A 17,436-nucleotide genomic window follows, 5' to 3' on the forward strand; every position below is an offset into this window, starting at 1 on the left:
CGTCAGCCTGATCTCATGTCCTTCACCCATCGCATGGCCACGCTCGCCGCCGTCGTCGCCATTCCGCTGGGGATCGCCGCGACGAGCTACGGACTGACCGACGAGCCCGAGGCTCCCCGGGTGCCGCCCGCCGTGGAGCTCAGCTCGCCGCCGGTCCGCACCTCTCCGAGCGGTTCCTCTCCCAGCGGTTCCCCTCCGAGCGGCTCCTCGCCCGACGGGGACACCCCCGGCGGGGACACCCCCGGCGGCTCCGCTCCGAGCGGCTCGGCCCCGAGCCCCGGTGCCGCTCCCCCGGCCCCGCCGTCCGACGCGGTCGTGCCCGGGCCCTCGGCCACCGGCGACGACGATGACGACCTCCGTGAAGAGAGCTGACCACCGCGTCTCCGCACGCGTCCGCATCCTGCTGTGGCTGCTGTTCGTGATGGCCGTGGCCCTGGCCGCCGTCGCCGTGGCCACCCGCTCGATCCTGCTGCGGGACGTGGACCACCGCATCAACCAGCTGCTGACCCAGGAGACCGGCGAGTTCGCCAACTTCGTGGAGCAGGGCGTCGACCCCGCGACCGGGCTCCCGTTCACCGACCCCGACGCGCTCCTGCGGATCTTCCTCCAGCGCCAGTACTCCGACCCGGACGAGGAGCTCCTGGGCCTGGTGGGCACGCGGGGCCCGGGGCTCCGGGTCATCCGGCAGTCCCGCGACATCCCCCGCTCCGTGGCGCTGCACCGCGACCGCGGCTCCCTCGACGCCATCGCCGCCACCGACGCGCCCTCCGGACGCCTCGCGCGTGCCCAGGGCGAGGTCCGCTGGGCGAAGGTGCCCATCAAGGGCTCCGGCGGCGCCGAACCGGACGCGGCCTTCGTCGTCGCCTTCCACGCGGACCGCGAACGGGCGGTCGCCGACGAGGCGTTCCGTGCCCTGCTCGCCATATCGGGGGTGGCGCTGCTGATGACGACCGGCATCGGCTGGGCCGTCGCGGGCCGCATCCTTGCACCCGTACGAGTGGTGCGCGCGACGGCCGCCGAGCTGACCGAACGGGACTTGACCCAGCGGATCCCCGTGCAGGGACGGGACGACATCGCCGCGCTCGCCGAGACCTTCAACGCGATGCTGGACCGCCTGGAACAGGCGTTCGCCGGGCAGCGCCAGTTCGTCGACGACGCCGGGCACGAACTGCGCACCCCGATCACCATCGTGCGCGGCCATCTGGAGCTGATGGGCGAGGACCCGGCCGAGCAGCGCGAGACCGTGCGGCTGGTGACCGACGAACTCGACCGGATGAGCCGGATCGTGGAGGACCTGCTTCTGCTCGCCAAGGCCGAACGCCCCGACTTCGTGCGCACCGAGCCGGTCCAGCTCGCCGAACTGACCGCCGATGTCTTCGTGAAGGCGCGGGCGCTGGGCGAACGGGACTGGGTCCTCGACGGGGTCGCCGACCCGGAGGCCGTCCTCGACCCCCAGCGGATCACCCAGGCGATGGTGCAGCTCGCCCAGAACGCGGTCCAGCACACCGTGCCGGGGCAGCGGATCGCGATCGGCTCGCGCACGACCGAGGGCCGGATCGAGCTGTACGTCGCCGACGGCGGCCCCGGCGTGCAGGAGCAGGACGCCGAGGTCATCTTCGAACGGTTCCGGCGGGGCACCGCCCGCCGCGGTGCCCGGACCAGCGGCGCCGGCCTCGGTCTCGCCATCGTCCGGGCCATCGCCGAAGGCCATCGGGGCGGCCGTGTCGAACTGCGCCCGACCGAGGGCGGCGGAGCCACCTTCGTCCTCACACTCGCCCTCGAGGAGTCACCGTGCACCGCATCCTGATCGCCGAGGACGAGGAACGCATCGCCTCCTTCGTGGAGAAGGGACTGCGCTCCAACGGCTTCACGACCACGGTCGCCGCCGACGGCGACACCGCCCTCGACCGGGCGGTCACCGGCGGCTTCGACCTGATGGTCCTGGACATCGGGCTGCCCGGCCGGGACGGCTTCACCGTGCTGCGGGAACTGCGCGAGGCCCGGGTGACGCTGCCCGTCATCGTGTTGACCGCCCGCGATTCGGTACGGGACACGGTGGCCGGCCTGGAGGGCGGCGCGGACGACTGGATGACCAAGCCGTTCCGCTTCGAGGAGCTGCTGGCCCGGGTACGGCTGCGGCTGCGCACCGCCGCCCGTACACCCGAGGTCACCGTGTTGCGCAGCGGCGATCTGAGCCTGGACCTGCGCACCCGGCGGGCCCGGTCCGGGGAGCGGACGGTGGACCTGACCGCCCGTGAGTTCGTGCTGCTCGAACTCTTCCTGCGCCACCCGGGGCAGGTGCTCTCGCGGGAGCAGATCCTCTCCCACGTCTGGGGATACGACTTCGATCCCGGCTCCAACATCGTGGACGTATACGTCCGGGCGCTGCGGAAGAAGCTGGGGGCGGAGCGTCTGGAGACGGTACGGGGCATGGGGTACCGCATGCCGTGAGCGGGGCCCGAGCCCCGCGTGAACCTTCCTTCATGGAGGGCTCATGGGAGGCTCACTCCCGGCTCGGAGAGTGGTTCTCGTGAACCTCTCCCTCCGCCAGGCGGTGTGGCTCTGCCTGTCCTTGAGCCTCTGCGCCCTGCTCGCCGTCCCGGGCACCGCCCAGGGCCTCGGCGGCGAGGCCCGGCTCACGCTGGCCGTCTTCGTCCTCGCCACCTGCGCGTGGATCGCCGCGCCCGTCGACGACACCCATGTCGCGCTCGGAGCGGGTCTCGCGCTGACGGCGACCGGGGTGATCAGCGCCGACACGCTGTTCGGCACGCTCGGGGACGCGACGATCTGGCTGCTGATCTGCGCGTTCGTGCTGGCCGCCGCGGTGACCCGGACCGGGCTCGCCGGGCGGGCCGCGGCCTTCCTGGTCAGCGGGGCCCGTACCGTACGCCAGCTGGTCCATCTGACCACCGCGGCCCTGGTGGTGACGGCCTTCGCCGTCCCGGCCACCTCGGGCCGGGCCGCGCTCGCGCTGCCGGTCTTCCTCGCGCTGGCCAAGACCCTGTCCGAGCGGCGCCGGCTGGTGGTGATGCTGGCGCTGCTCTTCCCCACCGTCGTGCTGTTGTCGGCGGTGACCACGCTGATCGGCGCGGGCGCGCATCTCATCACGGTGAGCCTGCTCCTGGAGCGGACGGGCGAGCGGATCGGCTTCGTGGAGTGGCTGGTGCTCGGGCTCCCGCTCGCGGTGGTCTCCTCCCATCTGGCCGCGGAGACGGTGCTGTTGACGACCACGCGCCGCGCGGACCGGCGCGAGCCGGTACGGATCACCGTCGCGCACCTCCAGGAGCACTCCCCGACCGCCGTCTCGGGCCCGCTCACCACGGAGGAGACCCGGTGCCTGACGCTGCTCGGCACGGTGGTCGCCCTGTGGTGCTCGGAGCCGCTGCACGGGGTGTCGCCCGCCGTGGTGGCGCTGATCGGCGCGGTGGTGGCCTCGTCGCCGATGCTGGGGACCGTACGGCTCAAGGACGGGCTGGGGGCCGTGCCGTGGCCGATGCTCCTGTTCATGGCGGCGACCACCGCGATGGGCGTCGCGCTGGTCGACTCGGGCGCCGCGGGCTGGCTCGTCGGCGGGCTGCCGGCCGGGGTGCCGGCCTGGGCGTTCCTCGCCGTGGTCGTGGTGGTCGGCACGGCCGCGCATCTGGTGCTCCAGTCGCGGTCCGCCCGCTCGTCCGTCCTGGTGCCCCTGGTGATGGCCGCGGCGGTCGGCGCCGGGGTCAACCCGGTCGCCGCCGCGCTCGCCTCCACGGCCGCCGCCGGTTTCTGCCAGACCCTGCCCGCCTCCGCCAAGCCGGTCGCGCTGTTCGCCGAACCACCCGATGGAGTCCCCGGCTTCACCCCGCGTCAGCTGCTGCGGCTGTCCGCCGTGCTCGCCCCGCTCAGCGCCGCCCTGGTGCTGTGCTTCGCCCTCGCCGTCTGGCCGCTGCTCGGCGTGCCCGTCCTTCCGGAGACCCAGCCATGACCCTTCGCATCGCCGTCGCCCCCAGCGGTTTCAAGGAGTCCCTCTCCGCCCCCGAGGCCGCGGAGGCGATCGCCGAGGGGCTGCGCAGAGCCCGCCCGGACGCCGTGCTCGATCTGATCCCGCTGGTGGACGGCGGGGAGGGCACGGCTCGGGCGCTGGCGGCCGCGACCGGGGGCACGCTCGTGCCCCGGGTCGCGACCGGCCCGCTGGGCGCGCCCGTACGCACCCACTTCGCGCTCCTCGACCACTCCTCCGCGGTGGTCGAGATGGCGGCCGTCGCGGGCCTCTCCCTGGTACCGGCCGGGCGGCGCGACCCGGCCGCCACCACGACCTTCGGGGTCGGTGAACTGATCCGGGCCGCGCTGGACTCCGGCGCCCGCCGCATCCTGGTCGGCTGCGGCGACTCCGGCACCTCGGACGGCGGCGCGGGCGCGCTCCAGGCCCTCGGCGCCCGGCTCCTGGACGCCGAGGGAGTCGAACTCCCCCTCGGGGGCGGTGCGTTGAACCGGCTGGACCGGATCGACACGGGTGGTATCGATCCGCGCCTCACCGGGACCGAACTGCTCGTGGCCTGCAATCCGTACAACGTGCTGTGCGGGTGGCGGGGCGTGGCGCGGGTGTTCGGTCCGCAGAAGGGCGCGAGTCCGGAGCAGGTCGAGGAGCTGTCGGCGGCTCTGGAGCGTTGGGCCGCCGTCCTCGGCCGCGACCTCCCTGGGCCCGTGGACCTGCGGACCGCCCCCGGCACGGGCGCCTCGGGCGGTCTCGGGGCCGGGCTCGCCGCCCTGGGCGGCCGGCTGCTGCCCCGCTTCGAGGTACTGCTCGACCGGATCGACCTGGACGCCCGGCTGGCCCGCGCGGACCTCGTCATCACCGCCGAGGGCGCCCTGGACGGGCAGACCGTCCGGGGCAAGATCCCCGCCGAGGTCGCCCGCCGGGCCAAGGCCCACGGCGTCCCGGTCCTCGCGCTGGCCGGCACGCTGGGACACGGCGTCCACCACGTCAGAGCGGTGGGGGTGGACGCCTACGGTTCGATCCTGCCCGCGCCGATGGCCCTGCCCGAGGCGCTCGACCGGGGCGCCGAGTTCCTCGCCGACGCGGCCGAGCGGGCCCTGCGGATGGTCCTGGTGGGGACGAGGCTGGCGGCCTGAGCGGTACGACTCAGCCGCGGTCCGGGACGCAACGGCCGTCCTCGGTACGGTACTTCCACTGCGCGCCGTCCCGGACGAGCTCCTTCACGGCCCGTACGAAACGCTCCACGTGCTCGTCCGGCGTACCGGCGCCGAAGCTGACGCGGATCGCGTTGAGCGACTTCTCGCCGGGCGCGGCCTCCGGGGCCCCGCACTCGCCCTGGGTCTGCGGGTCGCTGCCCAGCAGGGTGCGGACCAGCGGGTGGGCGCAGAAGAGACCGTCGCGGACACCGATGCCGTACTCGGCGGAGAGCGCGGCAGCGAAGTGGGAGCTGTTCCAGCCCTCGACGACGAAGGAGATGACACCGACGCGGGGAGCGTCGTCGCCAAAGAGCGAGAGCACCTTCACCTCGGGGACCTCGGCGAGGCCCTCCCGGACGGTGGCGATCAGGTGCTGCTCACGGGCGACGAGGGTGTCGAAGCCGGCCTCGGTGAGCGCCTTGCAGGCGGAGGCGATGGCGTAGACGCCGATGACGTTCGGCGAACCGGCCTCGTGGCGGGCGGCGGTGGTGTGCCACTCCACGTCGACTCCCCCGTCGGTGCGGCGGGCGACCTTCTTGGACGCGCCGCCACCGGCGAGGTACGGCTCGGCGTCCTGAAGCCAGTCGGCGCGCCCCGCGAGGACGCCCGAGCCGAACGGGGCGTACAGCTTGTGCCCGGAGAAGGCGACCCAGTCCACGTCCAGCTCCTGGACGGAGACGGGGTGGTGGGGCGCGAGCTGGGCGGCGTCGAGGACGATCCGGGCACCGTGGGCGTGCGCGGCGGCGGCCAGCTCCTTCACCGGCCACAGCTCCCCGGTGACGTTGGACGCGCCGGTCACGCAGACGAGTGCGGGGCCGTACGGGTCGCGGTCGGCGAGGGCGCGCTCCAGGGTCTCGACGGCCTGAACCGGGGTGCGGGGCGCGTTCAGGTACGTCACCCGCGCGTCCTGCCAGGGCAGCAGCGAGGCGTGGTGCTCGGTCTCGAAGACGAAGACCTGGCAGTCGTCGGGGAGCGCGGCGGCGAGCAGGTTGAGCGAGTCGGTGGTGGAGCGGGTGAAGACGATCTGGTCGCCGGGGCGGCAGTCGAGGAACTCGGCGACCGTGGCGCGGCTGTTCTCGAAGAGGTCGGTGGAGAGCTGCGACAGGTACCCGGCACCGCGGTGGACGCTGCCGTAGTACGGGGCGTAGGCGGCGACGTCGTCCCACACCCGCTGCAGGGCCGGCGCGCTGGCGGCGTAGTCGAGCGCGGCGTAGGTGACCTCGCCGCCGGTGACGAGCGGAACGGTGACATCCCGCCCGAGAACGGGCAGCGGGGCGCCGCAGCAGGGGTCGCCGGACTCGGCCTCGGAAGCAATAGCGGCGGTGGCGGTGGCGGCGTTCGGGTACGCGGACATGGCGGTATCTCCTGGCATGACTGGGCAGCGAAGGGCCCGCAGGGCAGCGCGAAGTGGGGTGCCTCGTACGGGTGTTGCCTCAACACACGGTGCTCGCGCGGAGGGGGAGACGGGGCCGAAGGCCCTATCGCATTCGCTTGCTCACAAGAGGCTCCCTGAGGACCAGGACCCCAAGGTTTCGAGGGGTCCGCGCTTGCCGTAGACCTCGCTGCCTACGGCCTGGTCTTCACCCGGGGCACCCCGCCACGGACGGAGGGTTGCCGGACAGCAAGCCGGGGCTTCGTAGCTGTCACTCATGACCTGGCACAGAAGCTATGCCACGTGATCGCCCCGGCGCAACCCGTGTCCGGATTCCGGAACGTGCCAGGGCCCCGCACACGCGGGGCCCTGGGGCGGAACTACGCGTTGCTGGCCGCGACCCAGCGCTCCAGCGCCTTCCTCGCCGCCCCCGAGTCGATCGACTCCGCCGCCCTCGCGATTCCCTCGCGCAGTTGCTCCACCAGAGTGCCCTCCCCCGGCTCCAGCGCCGTCAGCGCCGCCGCCGAGTTCAGCAGCACCGCGTCCCGTACCGGACCGGTCTCGCCCGCGAGCAGCCGGCGGGCCACGTCGGCGTTGTACGAGGCGTCGGCGCCGCGCAGCGCCTCCACCGGTACGAGCTCGATGCCGACGTCCCGCGGGTCGAATGCCTCCTCGCGCACCGCGCCGTCCCGTACGACCCACACCCGTGAGGTGGCCGTGGTCGTCAGCTCGTCCAGGCCGTCGTCGCCGCGGAAGACGAGCGCCGACGAGCCGCGCTCGGCGAGCACACCGGCCATGATCGGGGCCATCCGGGCGTCGGCGACACCGGTCGCCTGGGCCTTGACCCGGGCCGGGTTGGTGAGCGGACCGAGGAAGTTGAAGACGGTGCGGATGCCCATCTCCTTCCGCGCCATCGCGACATGGCGCAGCGCCGGGTGGAACTTCACGGCGAAGCAGAAGGTGATCCCGGCCTCCTCGGCGACCTCGGCGACCCGCTGCGGGGTCAGCTCCAGGTTGACGCCGAGCTTCTCCAGGACGTCGGAGGCGCCGGAGGCCGAGGACGCGGCCCGGTTGCCGTGCTTGACGACCTTGGCGCCGGTGCCGGCCACCACGATCGCCGACATGGTGGAGATATTGACGGTCTTGGCTCCGTCGCCGCCGGTGCCGACGATGTCGACCGTGGCGCCGGGGACCTCGATCGTCCTGGCGTGCTCGTACATGGTGCGGACGAGGCCGGTGATCTCCTCGACGGTCTCGCCCTTGGCGCGCAGGGCCACGGCGAACGCGGCGATCTGGGCGTCGGTGGCCTCCCCGCTCAGGATCCGGTCCATCGCCCAGGAGGTGTCCTCGGCGCTCTGGTCGCGGCCGGTCAGCAGACCGTCCAGGACGGCCGGCCACGAGCGGCCCGCCGTGGTAGGTCCTCCAGCGGGGGTCACAGCGCTCATGGCAGCTCCTGGGTCATCACCTGACGGTTACAGCGTCCACCCTATCGATCCACGGGGACGGCAAAGAGCCCCGTCCATCGAATGGACGGGGCTCCCGCTGTGGCGACCTTCAGGTCAAGGGATCAGGTGATCAGTGGTGGCCGTGGCCGCTCTGGATCTCCTTGTACTCCTCGACGGTCGGCTTGGCGATCTGGTTGTCCCCGCCGTAGTAGCCCTTGTTGAGCTTGACGCGGAGCTTCTCCATACGGCCGATCTTGCGCTCCACGCCGTTCTCGTCGACCAGCGGGCCGAGCTCGGCCGGCTCGTTCTGCTCGTGGGCCGTGAGCTTGTACCGCTCACCCTGGCTGAGCGGCTGGTGGACCTCGACGAACTCACCGTGCGGCAGGCGCTTGATGATGCCGGACTCGCGTCCGTGCAGCACCTTGTCCTTGTCCCGGCGCTGGAGGCCGAGGCAGATCCGCTTGGTGACGATGAACGCGATGACCGGCCCGAGGAAGAAGAAGATCCGGACGAACCAGGTGATCGAGTTGATCGACAGGTGGAAGTGGGTGGCGAAGATGTCGTTTCCACCACCGATGAGCATGATCATGTACGCGGTGATCCAGGCGACACCGACGCCGGTGCGCGTCGGAGCGTTGCGCGGGCGCTGGGCGATGTGGTGCTCGCGCTTGTCGCCGGTGATCCACGACTCGATGAACGGGTAGAACGCGATCACCGCCAGCATCAGCGGGAAGATCACCAGCGGGATCATCACGCCCAGGACGAGCGTGTGGCCCCAGAGGTTGATCTCCCAGCCCGGCATGACACGGATCAGACCCTCGGCGAAGCCCATGTACCAGTCGGGCTGGGCGCCGGTGGAGACCTGGTCCGGACGGTACGGACCGAGCGCCCAGATCGGGTTGATCGAGGCGATCGCCGAGATGACCGCGATGACACCGAAGACCAGGAAGAAGAAGCCTCCGGCCTTGGCCATGTAGACCGGCAGCAGCGGCATGCCCACGACGTTCTTGTTCGTACGGCCGGGGCCCTCGAACTGCGTGTGCTTGTGGTAGAAGACCAGGATCAGGTGCGCCACCACGAGGCCGAGCATGATGCCGGGCAGCAGGAGCACGTGCGCCGAGTAGAACCGGGCCACGAAGTCGCCGCCGGGGAACTCCCCGCCGAACAGGAACATCGACAGGTACGTGCCGATGACCGGCACGGACAGGATCGCGCCCTGCATGAAGCGGACACCGGTGCCGGAGAGCAGGTCGTCCGGGAGCGAGTAACCGGTGAAGCCGGTGAACATGCCCAGGAAGAACAGCAGGAAGCCGAACAGCCAGTTGATCTCACGCGGCTTGCGGAACGCGCCGGTGAAGAACACGCGCATCATGTGCACGAACATGCCGGCGATGAAGATCAGCGCCGCCCAGTGGTGGATCTGCCGGATGAGCAGACCACCGCGCACGTCGAACGAGATGCGCATGGTCGAGTTGAACGCCTCGGACATCAGCTGTCCCTGCAGCGGGACGTAGCTGCCGTGGTACTCCACCTCGTTCATCGACGGGTGGAAGAACATCGTCAGGTAGACGCCCGTGAGGATGATGATGATGAAGCTGTAGAGGCAGATCTCACCGAGCATGAAGGACCAGTGGTCCGGGAAGATCTTCCGCATGTTGGCCTTGGCCAGGGAGTAGATCCCGAGACGGCCGTCGGCCCAGTCGGCGACCCGCTCACCGGCGGGTGCCTTCTTCTTGGTGTCGGTCACAGTGCTCATCCGCGCTCCCAGAAGGCAGGACCGACGGGCTCGTCGAAGTCGCCGAGCGCCTCGAGGAAGCCCTTGTCGTTCACGCCGATCCGCAGCTGCGGGAGGGCGTGACCGGCCGGGCCGAAGATGACACGGGCGCCGTCGGACAGGTCGAAGGTGGACTGGTGGCACGGGCAAAGCACGTGGTGCGTCTGCTGCTCGTACAGGGAGATCGGGCAACCCACGTGGGTGCAGATCTTCGAGAAGGCGACGATGCCCTCGTGCGACCACTCGAGCTCGCGCTTGTCCTTGATGTCGTCCGGCTGGATGCGGACGATCATCAGGGCGGCCTTGGCGATCTCGGTCTGGAAGTTGTGGTCGTGCTCCGAGAGGCCCTCGGGCATCGCGAAGGTCAGCGAACCGACCGCGACGTCCTCGGGACGCAGCGGCTCGTGCGTGTTCATGTTGATGAGCTGCTTGCCCTTGGCCCACAGCGTGGTCCGGAGCTTCCTCTCGGGCAGCGGGCCCATGTCACGCAGGAGCACGAGACCGGACAGCGGTACGAGCGACAGCGCGCCGAACATCGTGTTGCGGATCAGCTTGCGCCGGCCGAAGCCGGACTCGGCGGCACCGGCCGCGAAGTCCGCCATGACCTTCGCCTTGGTCTCCGGGGAGGCCGCGATCGGGTGACGCTCGTCGGCGATCTCGACGTCGGACATCAGGGTGCGGGCCCAGTGGACCGCGCCCGCGCCGATGAAGAAGAGCGCCGCACCGAGGGTCAGACCCAGGGCGAAGTTGAGCGCGGACACCCGGCCGAAGGGCCAGATGTACACGATCTGGTCGACCGGGAAGATCACGTACGAGGCGATGAAGCCGACGGTGGCCAGCATCGACAGCGTGAACATGAAGGCGACCGCACGCTCGGACCGCTTGGCGGCCCGCTCGTCGATGTCCTGGATACGCGGCTTGTGGGGGGGAAGGCCCGGGTCGGCGAACGGGTCGTCGAGGACCTTCACCGCGCCGTGCGCGGTGTCCTGCTCAGCGGGCAGGTTCTCTTCTGGAATCTCTTGGCTACTCATGACTTCTTGGCCTTAGCGGTGTGGGCCGCGACCCAGACGGCAACTGCGATCAGCCCGCCCAGACCGAAGATCCAGCCGAACAGACCCTCACTGACGGGACCGAGGCCGCCGAGGGAGAGCCCGCCGGGGTTGTTGGTCTTGTCGCTGTTGACGGCCTGGACGTACGCGATGATGTCCTTCTTCTCCTGCTCCGGCATGGTCGTGTCGGGGAAGGAGGGCATGTTCTGCGGGCCGGTCTGCATGGCCTCGTACAGGTGCTTCGGGCTCACGCCTTCGAGGCTGGGGGCGTACTTGCCGTGCGTCAGCGCGCCGCCCTCACCGGTGAAGTTGTGGCACTGGGCGCAGTTGTTACGGAACAGTTCGCCGCCGCGGCCGATGTTGGCGCCTTCGACGCTGTACTGCGACGCCTTCGGCGTGATCGGGCCGGCACCGAGGGAGGCGACGTACGCCGCGAGCTGATCGATCTCAGCCTGCGTGTAGATGTTCTTCTTCTTCGGTACCTGGGCGCCCGGCTGCTGGGCCGGCATGCGGCCCGTGCCGACCTGGAAGTCCACGGACGCCGAGCCGACGCCGACCAGGGACGGGCCGTCAGAGGTGCCCTGACCGCCGGTTCCGTGGCAGCTGGCGCAGCCGACGGAGTAGAGCTTCTGGCCCTCCTCGATGGCGAGGGACTGGGCGGTTTCATCGGCCTTCGCCGTGCCCGCGGGCGCGAACGCGGCGTACAGCCCCCCGGTGGCCGCCAGCGCGAGGAGTAGGACGACGACCGCCGCCAGCGGATGGCGTCGTCGTGCGGAGAGCTTTTTCACGGATTACCCCGGTGTCAGGATCTTCTGCGTCGATGCTTGCTGGATGTCTCGGTTCGCCTGCGGCGACCCGATTACTTGATCATGTAGATCGTGGCGAAGAGGCCGATCCAGACGACATCGACGAAGTGCCAGTAGTAGGACACGACGATGGCGGCGGTTGCCTGCTCGTGAGTGAATCTCTTGGCGGCGTACGTCCGGCCCAGGACCAGCAGGAAGGCGATGAGACCGCCCGTCACGTGCAGGCCGTGGAAGCCGGTGGTCAGGTAGAACACCGAGCCGTACGGGTCCGACGAGAGCGAGAGACCCTCGTGCTTGACCAGCTCGGTGTACTCGAAGACCTGGCCGCCGATGAAGATCGCACCCATCACGAACGTGATGATGAACCACGTCCGGAGCTTCTTCACATCGCCCCGCTCCGCGGCGAAGACGCCGAGCTGGCAGGTGAGGGAGGAGAGCACCAGGATCGTGGTGTTGGTCGCCGAGAACGGGAAGTTCAAGGCATCGGCCTTTTCCGCCCAGAACTCGGCACCCGTCACCGATCGCAGGGTGAAGTACATCGCGAAGAGGGCCGCGAAGAACATCAGCTCGGAACTCAACCAGATGATGGTTCCGACGCTGGTGAGGTTCGGTCGATTGACCGACGGGTGCGCGTGCCCGGTTTCTACTGTCGTTACTGTCGCCACGACCGACATTATGTCGGTCGCTTATCCCGCCCTCACTCCGGGGGGTGCCGTTCGGAGTGTCAGGGGCGTGTGTCCAGCCCGAACGGCCCATCGAAGAGGACTCCCTGGCGGTGTCGAACCGGTGTTGACGGGGTGTGGGACGGAGTAGCATCCGCCGCATCGGTTGATGACCTTCACGGAGGAACGATGCAGTCGAGCGCCACGGTCCTGGTCTACAGCGACGACGCGAACACGCGGGAGCAGGTGCGGCTGGCCGCGGGCCGCAGGCCCGCGGCGGACGTTCCCCCAGTCGAGTTCATCGAGTGCGCGACACTCCCGGCGGTGCTGAAGCGCCTGGAGGAGGGCGGCGTCGACGTCTGCGTGCTGGACGGGGAGGCCGTTCCGGCGGGCGGGATGGGCGTGTGCCGGCAGATCAAGGACGAGGTCTTCCACTGCCCGCCCGTGCTGCTCCTGATCGGCCGCCCGCAGGACGCCTGGCTGGCCACCTGGAGCCGCGCGGACGCCGCGGTCACCCTCCCGGTGGAACCGGTCGAGTTCGCGGCGTCCCTGGCCGCCCTGCTGCGTTCCCGCCTCTCGATCGACGCCTGACAAGACCCGGAGGCGAACCGAGCCCTAGACAAGCGGGCTGAGGCGGTTCGGATTGGGCTGGTGGGCGGCGCTCTTGGCGTCGGCCACCAGGGCGCTGCCCTGGCGCCACTTGTCCCAGGCGAGGTTCCAGTCACCGAAGCCGTTGCCGAAGGGGTCCATGGTGTCGCCGGCGCTGTTGATCGTCTTCACGATGTCGCCGGGGCGGACGGTCTCGTAGAACCAGGCCGCGTTTCCGGTCGACATGCCGACACAGCCGTGGCTGACGTTCGCCACTCCCTGTGAGCCGACCGACCAGGGCGCGGCGTGGACGTATTCACCACTCCAGGTGACCCGCGTCGCGTAGTAGACGGGCAGGTCGTACGACTCGGAGCTGCCCGCCGCGATGCCGACGGTGGTACTGCGCATACGGACGAAGTACTCCTTGCCGAGCACGACCTTGATGCCGTTACGGGTGGAGAAGCCCGGTTTGCCGGTGGTCACCGGAATGGTGTTGATCACTTTTCCGTTGCGCCGCACGGTCATGTAGTGCGAGCCGGCGTCCGCGACCGCCTCCACATGGTCGCCGATCTTCAGCTGCAGCGGCTTCGACTCCGCCCCGTACAGCTTGTCGCCGACCTTGACGCCGTTGAGGTTGGCGGCGACCGAGACGGTCGCGCCCGCGGGCCAGTACTCCTTCGGACGGAAGTGCAGTTTCTCGTCGTCCACCCAGTGCCAGGAGCCTTCGACCGAGGGTGTGGAGCGGACCTTCAGGGCCCGTTCGACGACCGCCCGGGCCGCCCGGTCCTTGACCGGGACGCTGAGGTCGGCCGTGATCGGCTGTCCGACGCCGTACGTGCCCGCCTCCGGGCCGAACTTCACCGTCAGCCCCTGCTTCGCCGGGGAGGTCTCGAAGGTGAACGTACGGGCGCCGGGGGCGCCGTCCTCGTCCTCCGTGGAGACCTTGACCGTGTAGCGGGCGCCGGCCGTCAGCGCGCCCGTGGAGCGCCAGCGCTGCCCGTCCGCGGTGAGTTCGCCGGCCAGGTGGTGCCCGGTCGCGTCGGTGGCCGTCACGTCGGTGATGCGGCCGTCCGAGCCCTTGGCCGTGATCTCCAGCGCCTTGTCCGGGTCGGCCTTCCTGCCGTCGGCCGGGGCGTTGAAGGAGACCTGCTCCGCCGCGTCGTACGGCCTCGCCGACAGCGGATGGCCGTCGGGACCCCCACAGGCCCCGGCGCCCGCGGTCACCACGAGAGCCAGCAGCGTGCAGCACAGAACAGTCCGAATGCGCGGCGTGTCGTTCATGACATCACCGTAAGAACATTCTTCGCAGCCAGCGCGCCGAGTGCTGCAAACGAGGGGCCCGGGCACTTCGGTGAAGAAGTGCCCGGGCCCCTCGGGGGTGTTACGGGGTCCTGCTACTGGTTCTGGTTCTCACCGCGGTAGAACTCGAACACCCAGCCGAACAGACCGACCAGGAGCAGCGGCGCCGAGAAGTACAGCAGCCACCATCCGATCGCGACCGACAGGAAGGCGAGCGCACCGCCGATGCCCAGCGAGAGCGGCTGCCAGCTGTGGGGGGCGAAGAAGCCCACCTCGCCGGCCTCGTCCGCGACGTCGGCCTCCTTGTCGTCCTGCGCCATCGCGTCGACCCGCCGGGCCGTGAAGGCCAGGTAGTAGCCGACCATGATGGCGAGGCCGAAGGCCAGGAAGAGCGCCGTCGTACCGACCGGCTCCTTCGACCACACGCCGTAGACGATGGCCATGGCGAGGATGAAGACGCTCAGCCAGATGAACATCTTGCCCTGGATCTTCACTTGCCGGCCTCCTTGCCGCCCGTGAGGACTGCGGCCTCGTGCGGCTTGTTCTCCAGCTGGTCGACCGCCGCGATCTCAGGGTGGTGCAGGTCGAACGCCGGGGATTCGGAACGGATCCGCGGCAGGGTGAGGAAGTTGTGCCGCGGCGGCGGGCAGGAGGTCGCCCACTCGAGCGAACGGCCGTAGCCCCACGGGTCGTCGACCTCGATCTTCTTGCCGTACTTGGCGGTCTTCCAGACGTTGTACAGGAACGGCAGGATCGACAGACCGAGCAGGAACGAGGAGATCGTCGAGATCGTGTTCAGCGCGGTGAAGCCGTCGGCGTCGAGGTAGTCCGCGTAACGACGCGGCATGCCCTCGGCGCCCAGCCAGTGCTGCACCAGGAAGGTGCCGTGGAAGCCGATGAAGAGCGTCCAGAAGGTGATCTTGCCGAGCCGCTCGTCCAGCATCTTGCCCGTGAACTTCGGCCACCAGAAGTGGAAGCCGGCGAACATCGCGAAGACCACGGTGCCGAAGACGACGTAGTGGAAGTGCGCGACGACGAAGTACGAGTCGGAGACGTGGAAGTCCATCGGCGGCGAGGCCAGGATGACACCGGTCAGACCACCGAAGGTGAAGGTGACCAGGAAGCCGATCGTCCAGAGCATCGGTGTCTCGAAGGACAACGAGCCCTTCCACATCGTTCCGATCCAGTTGAAGAACTTCACGCCGGTCGGTACGGCGATGAGGAACGTCATGAAGGAGAAGAACGGCAGGAGGACGCCACCGGTGACGTACATGTGGTGGGCCCACACGGTCACGGAGAGACCGGCGATCGCGATCGTCGCGGCGATCAGACCGATGTAGCCGAACATCGGCTTGCGGCTGAAGACCGGGATGATCTCGGAGACGATGCCGAAGAACGGCAGCGCGATGATGTACACCTCGGGGTGGCCGAAGAACCAGAAGAGGTGCTGCCACAACAGCGCGCCACCGTTGGACGCGTCGAAGATGTGCGAGCCGAACTTGCGGTCGGCCTCCAGCGCGAAGAGCGCGGCGGCCAGCACCGGGAAGGCGAGCAGGACCAGGACACCGGTCAGCAGCACGTTCCAGGTGAAGATCGGCATCCGGAACATCGTCATGCCCGGAGCGCGCATGCAGATGATCGTGGTGATGAAGTTGACCGAGCCGAGGATCGTGCCGAAGCCGGAGAAGGCCAGACCCATGATCCACATGTCGGCACCGACACCCGGCGAGCGGACGGCGTCCGACAGCGGGGTGTAGGCGAACCAGCCGAAGTCGGCCGCACCCTGCGGGGTGAGGAAGCCGGCCACGGCGATGATCGAGCCGAAGAGGTACAGCCAGTACGCGAACATGTTCAGCCGCGGGAACGCCACGTCGGGCGCGCCGATCTGCAGCGGCATGATCCAGTTCGCGAATCCGGCGAACAGCGGCGTCGCGAACATCAGCAGCATGATCGTGCCGTGCATCGTGAACGCCTGGTTGAACTGCTCGTTCGACATGATCTGCGTACCCGGACGGGCCAGCTCGGCGCGCATGAAGAGCGCCAGGAGACCGCCGATGCAGAAGAAGACGAACGACGTGACCAGGTACAGCGTGCCGATCGTCTTGTGGTCGGTGGTGGTCAGCCACTTCACCACGACATTGCCGGGCTGCTTGCGGCGTACCGGGAGCTCGTTCTCGTACGAGTCCTCAGCCGCGGCCGCACCCTGGGGTTCGTTGAGGATGCTCACAGTTGGTTCTTCTCCGCATTCCTGGCCGGGTCCGTCTGCTCAATGCCCGACGGGATGTAGCCGGTCTGCCCCTTCTCCGCCAGCTCCTTCAGGTGCTGCTGGTAGCGCTCCGGAGAGACCACCTTGACGTTGAAGAGCATCCGGGAGTGGTCGACACCGCACAGCTCGGCACACTTGCCCATGAAGGTGCCCTCCTGCGTCGGGGTCACCTCGAAGGAGTTGGTGTGGCCCGGGATGACGTCCTGCTTCATCAGGAAGGGGACGACCCAGAAGGAGTGGATGACGTCACGGGAGGTCAGGACGAACCGGACCTTCTCCCCCTTCGGCAGCCACAGGGTCGGACCCGGGTTGCCGTTCTGCGGGTTCCGGTCGCCGGGGATACCGGCGTCGTAGACGCCGCCGGCGTTCTCCGGGAAGTCGTTCAGGAACTTGTCCGGAATCGCTGCCAGGTTCTTGTCGGTCTTCGCGTCGCCCGTCACACCGGGCACGTTCTCGACGTAGTTGAAGCCCCAGCTCCACTGGTAGCCGACCACGTTCACGGTGTGGGCCGGCTTGGCGGAGAGCTCGAGGAGCTTCGACTCGTCACGTGCCGTGAAGTAGAAGAGCACGGAGACGATGATGAGCGGGGTGACCGTGTACAACGCCTCGATCGGCATGTTGTACCGCGTCTGCGGAGGTACCTCGACCTTGGTGCGGCTGCGCCGGTGGAAGATGACGGACCACAGGATCAGCCCCCAGACCAGGACGCCCGTGACGAGCGCAGCCGCCCACGAGCCCTGCCAGAGGGAGAGGATCCGAGGGGCCTCTTCCGTCACCGGGGTGGGCATACCAAGGCGGGGGAAGTCTTCCCAGTTGTACGAGCAGCCCGTGGCTGTCGCCAGGATCAGGCCCGCAGTCAGCACCTGCGGCAGCTTCCGCCGCATCGGGCGCCGCGACGAGCGGTCGGAGCCGTTGGGACTCACGTAGCGCCTTCCCGAGAGTCTCGGCCCGCGCTGGTCGGCTACGGCCGTCTCGCTGGTCGGTCGCCGCCCCGGCCGCGGGCAGG

16 protein-coding genes and 1 riboswitch are annotated in these 17,436 nt (G+C 69.5%); of the genes, 6 read left to right on the plus strand and 10 right to left on the minus strand.

Going from position 1 to position 17,436, the window contains the following annotated elements:
- The first annotated feature begins 15 nt into the window (after positions 1–15).
- From ACFYV5_RS26650 to ACFYV5_RS26670, 5 genes are all read left to right on the plus strand, one after another.
- The gene (locus tag ACFYV5_RS26650) at positions 16–372 is read left to right on the plus strand and encodes a small hydrophilic protein (protein WP_389172502.1); all 357 of its coding nucleotides are present in this window, start codon (positions 16–18) and stop codon (positions 370–372) included.
- Positions 347–1,807 (plus strand): sensor histidine kinase, encoded by a 1,461-nt coding sequence (locus tag ACFYV5_RS26655; protein ID WP_389172504.1) that lies wholly within the window; start codon positions 347–349, stop codon positions 1,805–1,807. Before ACFYV5_RS26650 ends, ACFYV5_RS26655 begins: the two co-directional genes overlap by 26 nt.
- Positions 1,792–2,451: a response regulator transcription factor gene (locus tag ACFYV5_RS26660; RefSeq protein WP_389172506.1), complete on the plus strand. Its 660-nt coding sequence runs from the start codon at positions 1,792–1,794 to the stop codon at positions 2,449–2,451. The genes ACFYV5_RS26655 and ACFYV5_RS26660 overlap by 16 nt, the downstream gene beginning before the upstream one ends.
- Before the next feature lie 79 nt (positions 2,452–2,530).
- Positions 2,531–3,961, plus strand: coding sequence for an SLC13 family permease (locus ACFYV5_RS26665; RefSeq protein ID WP_389172508.1), 1,431 nt, complete (start codon positions 2,531–2,533; stop codon positions 3,959–3,961).
- Positions 3,958–5,109: a glycerate kinase gene (locus ACFYV5_RS26670; protein WP_389172510.1), complete on the plus strand. Its 1,152-nt coding sequence runs from the start codon at positions 3,958–3,960 to the stop codon at positions 5,107–5,109. Before ACFYV5_RS26665 ends, ACFYV5_RS26670 begins: the two co-directional genes overlap by 4 nt.
- A gap of 10 nt (positions 5,110–5,119) precedes the next feature.
- On the opposite strand, the gene ACFYV5_RS26675 is transcribed toward ACFYV5_RS26670, so the two are convergent.
- The 6 genes from ACFYV5_RS26675 to ACFYV5_RS26700 form a co-directional block, all read right to left on the minus strand.
- Positions 5,120–6,523: an aminotransferase class V-fold PLP-dependent enzyme gene (locus ACFYV5_RS26675; RefSeq protein ID WP_389172512.1), complete on the minus strand. Its 1,404-nt coding sequence runs from the start codon at positions 6,521–6,523 to the stop codon at positions 5,120–5,122.
- 184 nt (positions 6,524–6,707) lie between these two features.
- A riboswitch (SAM riboswitch) is annotated at positions 6,708–6,824 on the minus strand.
- Positions 6,825–6,921: 97 nt separating this feature from the next.
- Positions 6,922–7,986, minus strand: a complete 1,065-nt coding sequence (trpD, locus tag ACFYV5_RS26680; protein WP_389172514.1) for an anthranilate phosphoribosyltransferase — start codon at positions 7,984–7,986, stop codon at positions 6,922–6,924.
- 130 nt (positions 7,987–8,116) lie between these two features.
- Positions 8,117–9,742: a cytochrome bc complex cytochrome b subunit gene (locus tag ACFYV5_RS26685; RefSeq protein ID WP_389172516.1), complete on the minus strand. Its 1,626-nt coding sequence runs from the start codon at positions 9,740–9,742 to the stop codon at positions 8,117–8,119.
- Complete coding sequence (locus ACFYV5_RS26690; RefSeq protein WP_355109154.1) at positions 9,739–10,791, minus strand: Rieske 2Fe-2S domain-containing protein; 1,053 nt, start codon at positions 10,789–10,791, stop codon at positions 9,739–9,741. The genes ACFYV5_RS26685 and ACFYV5_RS26690 overlap by 4 nt, the downstream gene beginning before the upstream one ends.
- The gene (locus ACFYV5_RS26695) at positions 10,788–11,597 is read right to left on the minus strand and encodes a cytochrome c (protein WP_355109152.1); all 810 of its coding nucleotides are present in this window, start codon (positions 11,595–11,597) and stop codon (positions 10,788–10,790) included. The genes ACFYV5_RS26690 and ACFYV5_RS26695 overlap by 4 nt, the downstream gene beginning before the upstream one ends.
- A gap of 71 nt (positions 11,598–11,668) precedes the next feature.
- Positions 11,669–12,289, minus strand: coding sequence for a heme-copper oxidase subunit III (locus ACFYV5_RS26700; RefSeq protein ID WP_355109150.1), 621 nt, complete (start codon positions 12,287–12,289; stop codon positions 11,669–11,671).
- 177 nt (positions 12,290–12,466) lie between these two features.
- Here ACFYV5_RS26700 and ACFYV5_RS26705 point away from each other — a divergent pair, with 177 nt between their 5' ends.
- Positions 12,467–12,868, plus strand: a complete 402-nt coding sequence (locus ACFYV5_RS26705; RefSeq protein WP_355109148.1) for a hypothetical protein — start codon at positions 12,467–12,469, stop codon at positions 12,866–12,868.
- Positions 12,869–12,892: 24 nt separating this feature from the next.
- On the opposite strand, the gene ACFYV5_RS26710 is transcribed toward ACFYV5_RS26705, so the two are convergent.
- From ACFYV5_RS26710 to coxB, 4 genes are all read right to left on the minus strand, one after another.
- Positions 12,893–14,146 (minus strand): Ig-like domain-containing protein, encoded by a 1,254-nt coding sequence (locus ACFYV5_RS26710; protein WP_355109146.1) that lies wholly within the window; start codon positions 14,144–14,146, stop codon positions 12,893–12,895.
- Positions 14,147–14,259: 113 nt separating this feature from the next.
- The gene (locus tag ACFYV5_RS26715) at positions 14,260–14,658 is read right to left on the minus strand and encodes a cytochrome c oxidase subunit 4 (protein ID WP_355109144.1); all 399 of its coding nucleotides are present in this window, start codon (positions 14,656–14,658) and stop codon (positions 14,260–14,262) included.
- Complete coding sequence (ctaD, locus tag ACFYV5_RS26720; RefSeq protein WP_355109142.1) at positions 14,655–16,391, minus strand: cytochrome c oxidase subunit I; 1,737 nt, start codon at positions 16,389–16,391, stop codon at positions 14,655–14,657. The genes ACFYV5_RS26715 and ctaD overlap by 4 nt, the downstream gene beginning before the upstream one ends.
- Complete coding sequence (gene coxB, locus ACFYV5_RS26725; protein ID WP_355109140.1) at positions 16,388–17,353, minus strand: cytochrome c oxidase subunit II; 966 nt, start codon at positions 17,351–17,353, stop codon at positions 16,388–16,390. Before coxB ends, ctaD begins: the two co-directional genes overlap by 4 nt.
- Between the last annotated feature and the right edge of the window lie 83 nt (positions 17,354–17,436).

This window comes from Streptomyces sp. NPDC003035 (assembly GCF_042888285.1).
In the GTDB taxonomy this organism is placed as follows: domain Bacteria; phylum Actinomycetota; class Actinomycetes; order Streptomycetales; family Streptomycetaceae; genus Streptomyces.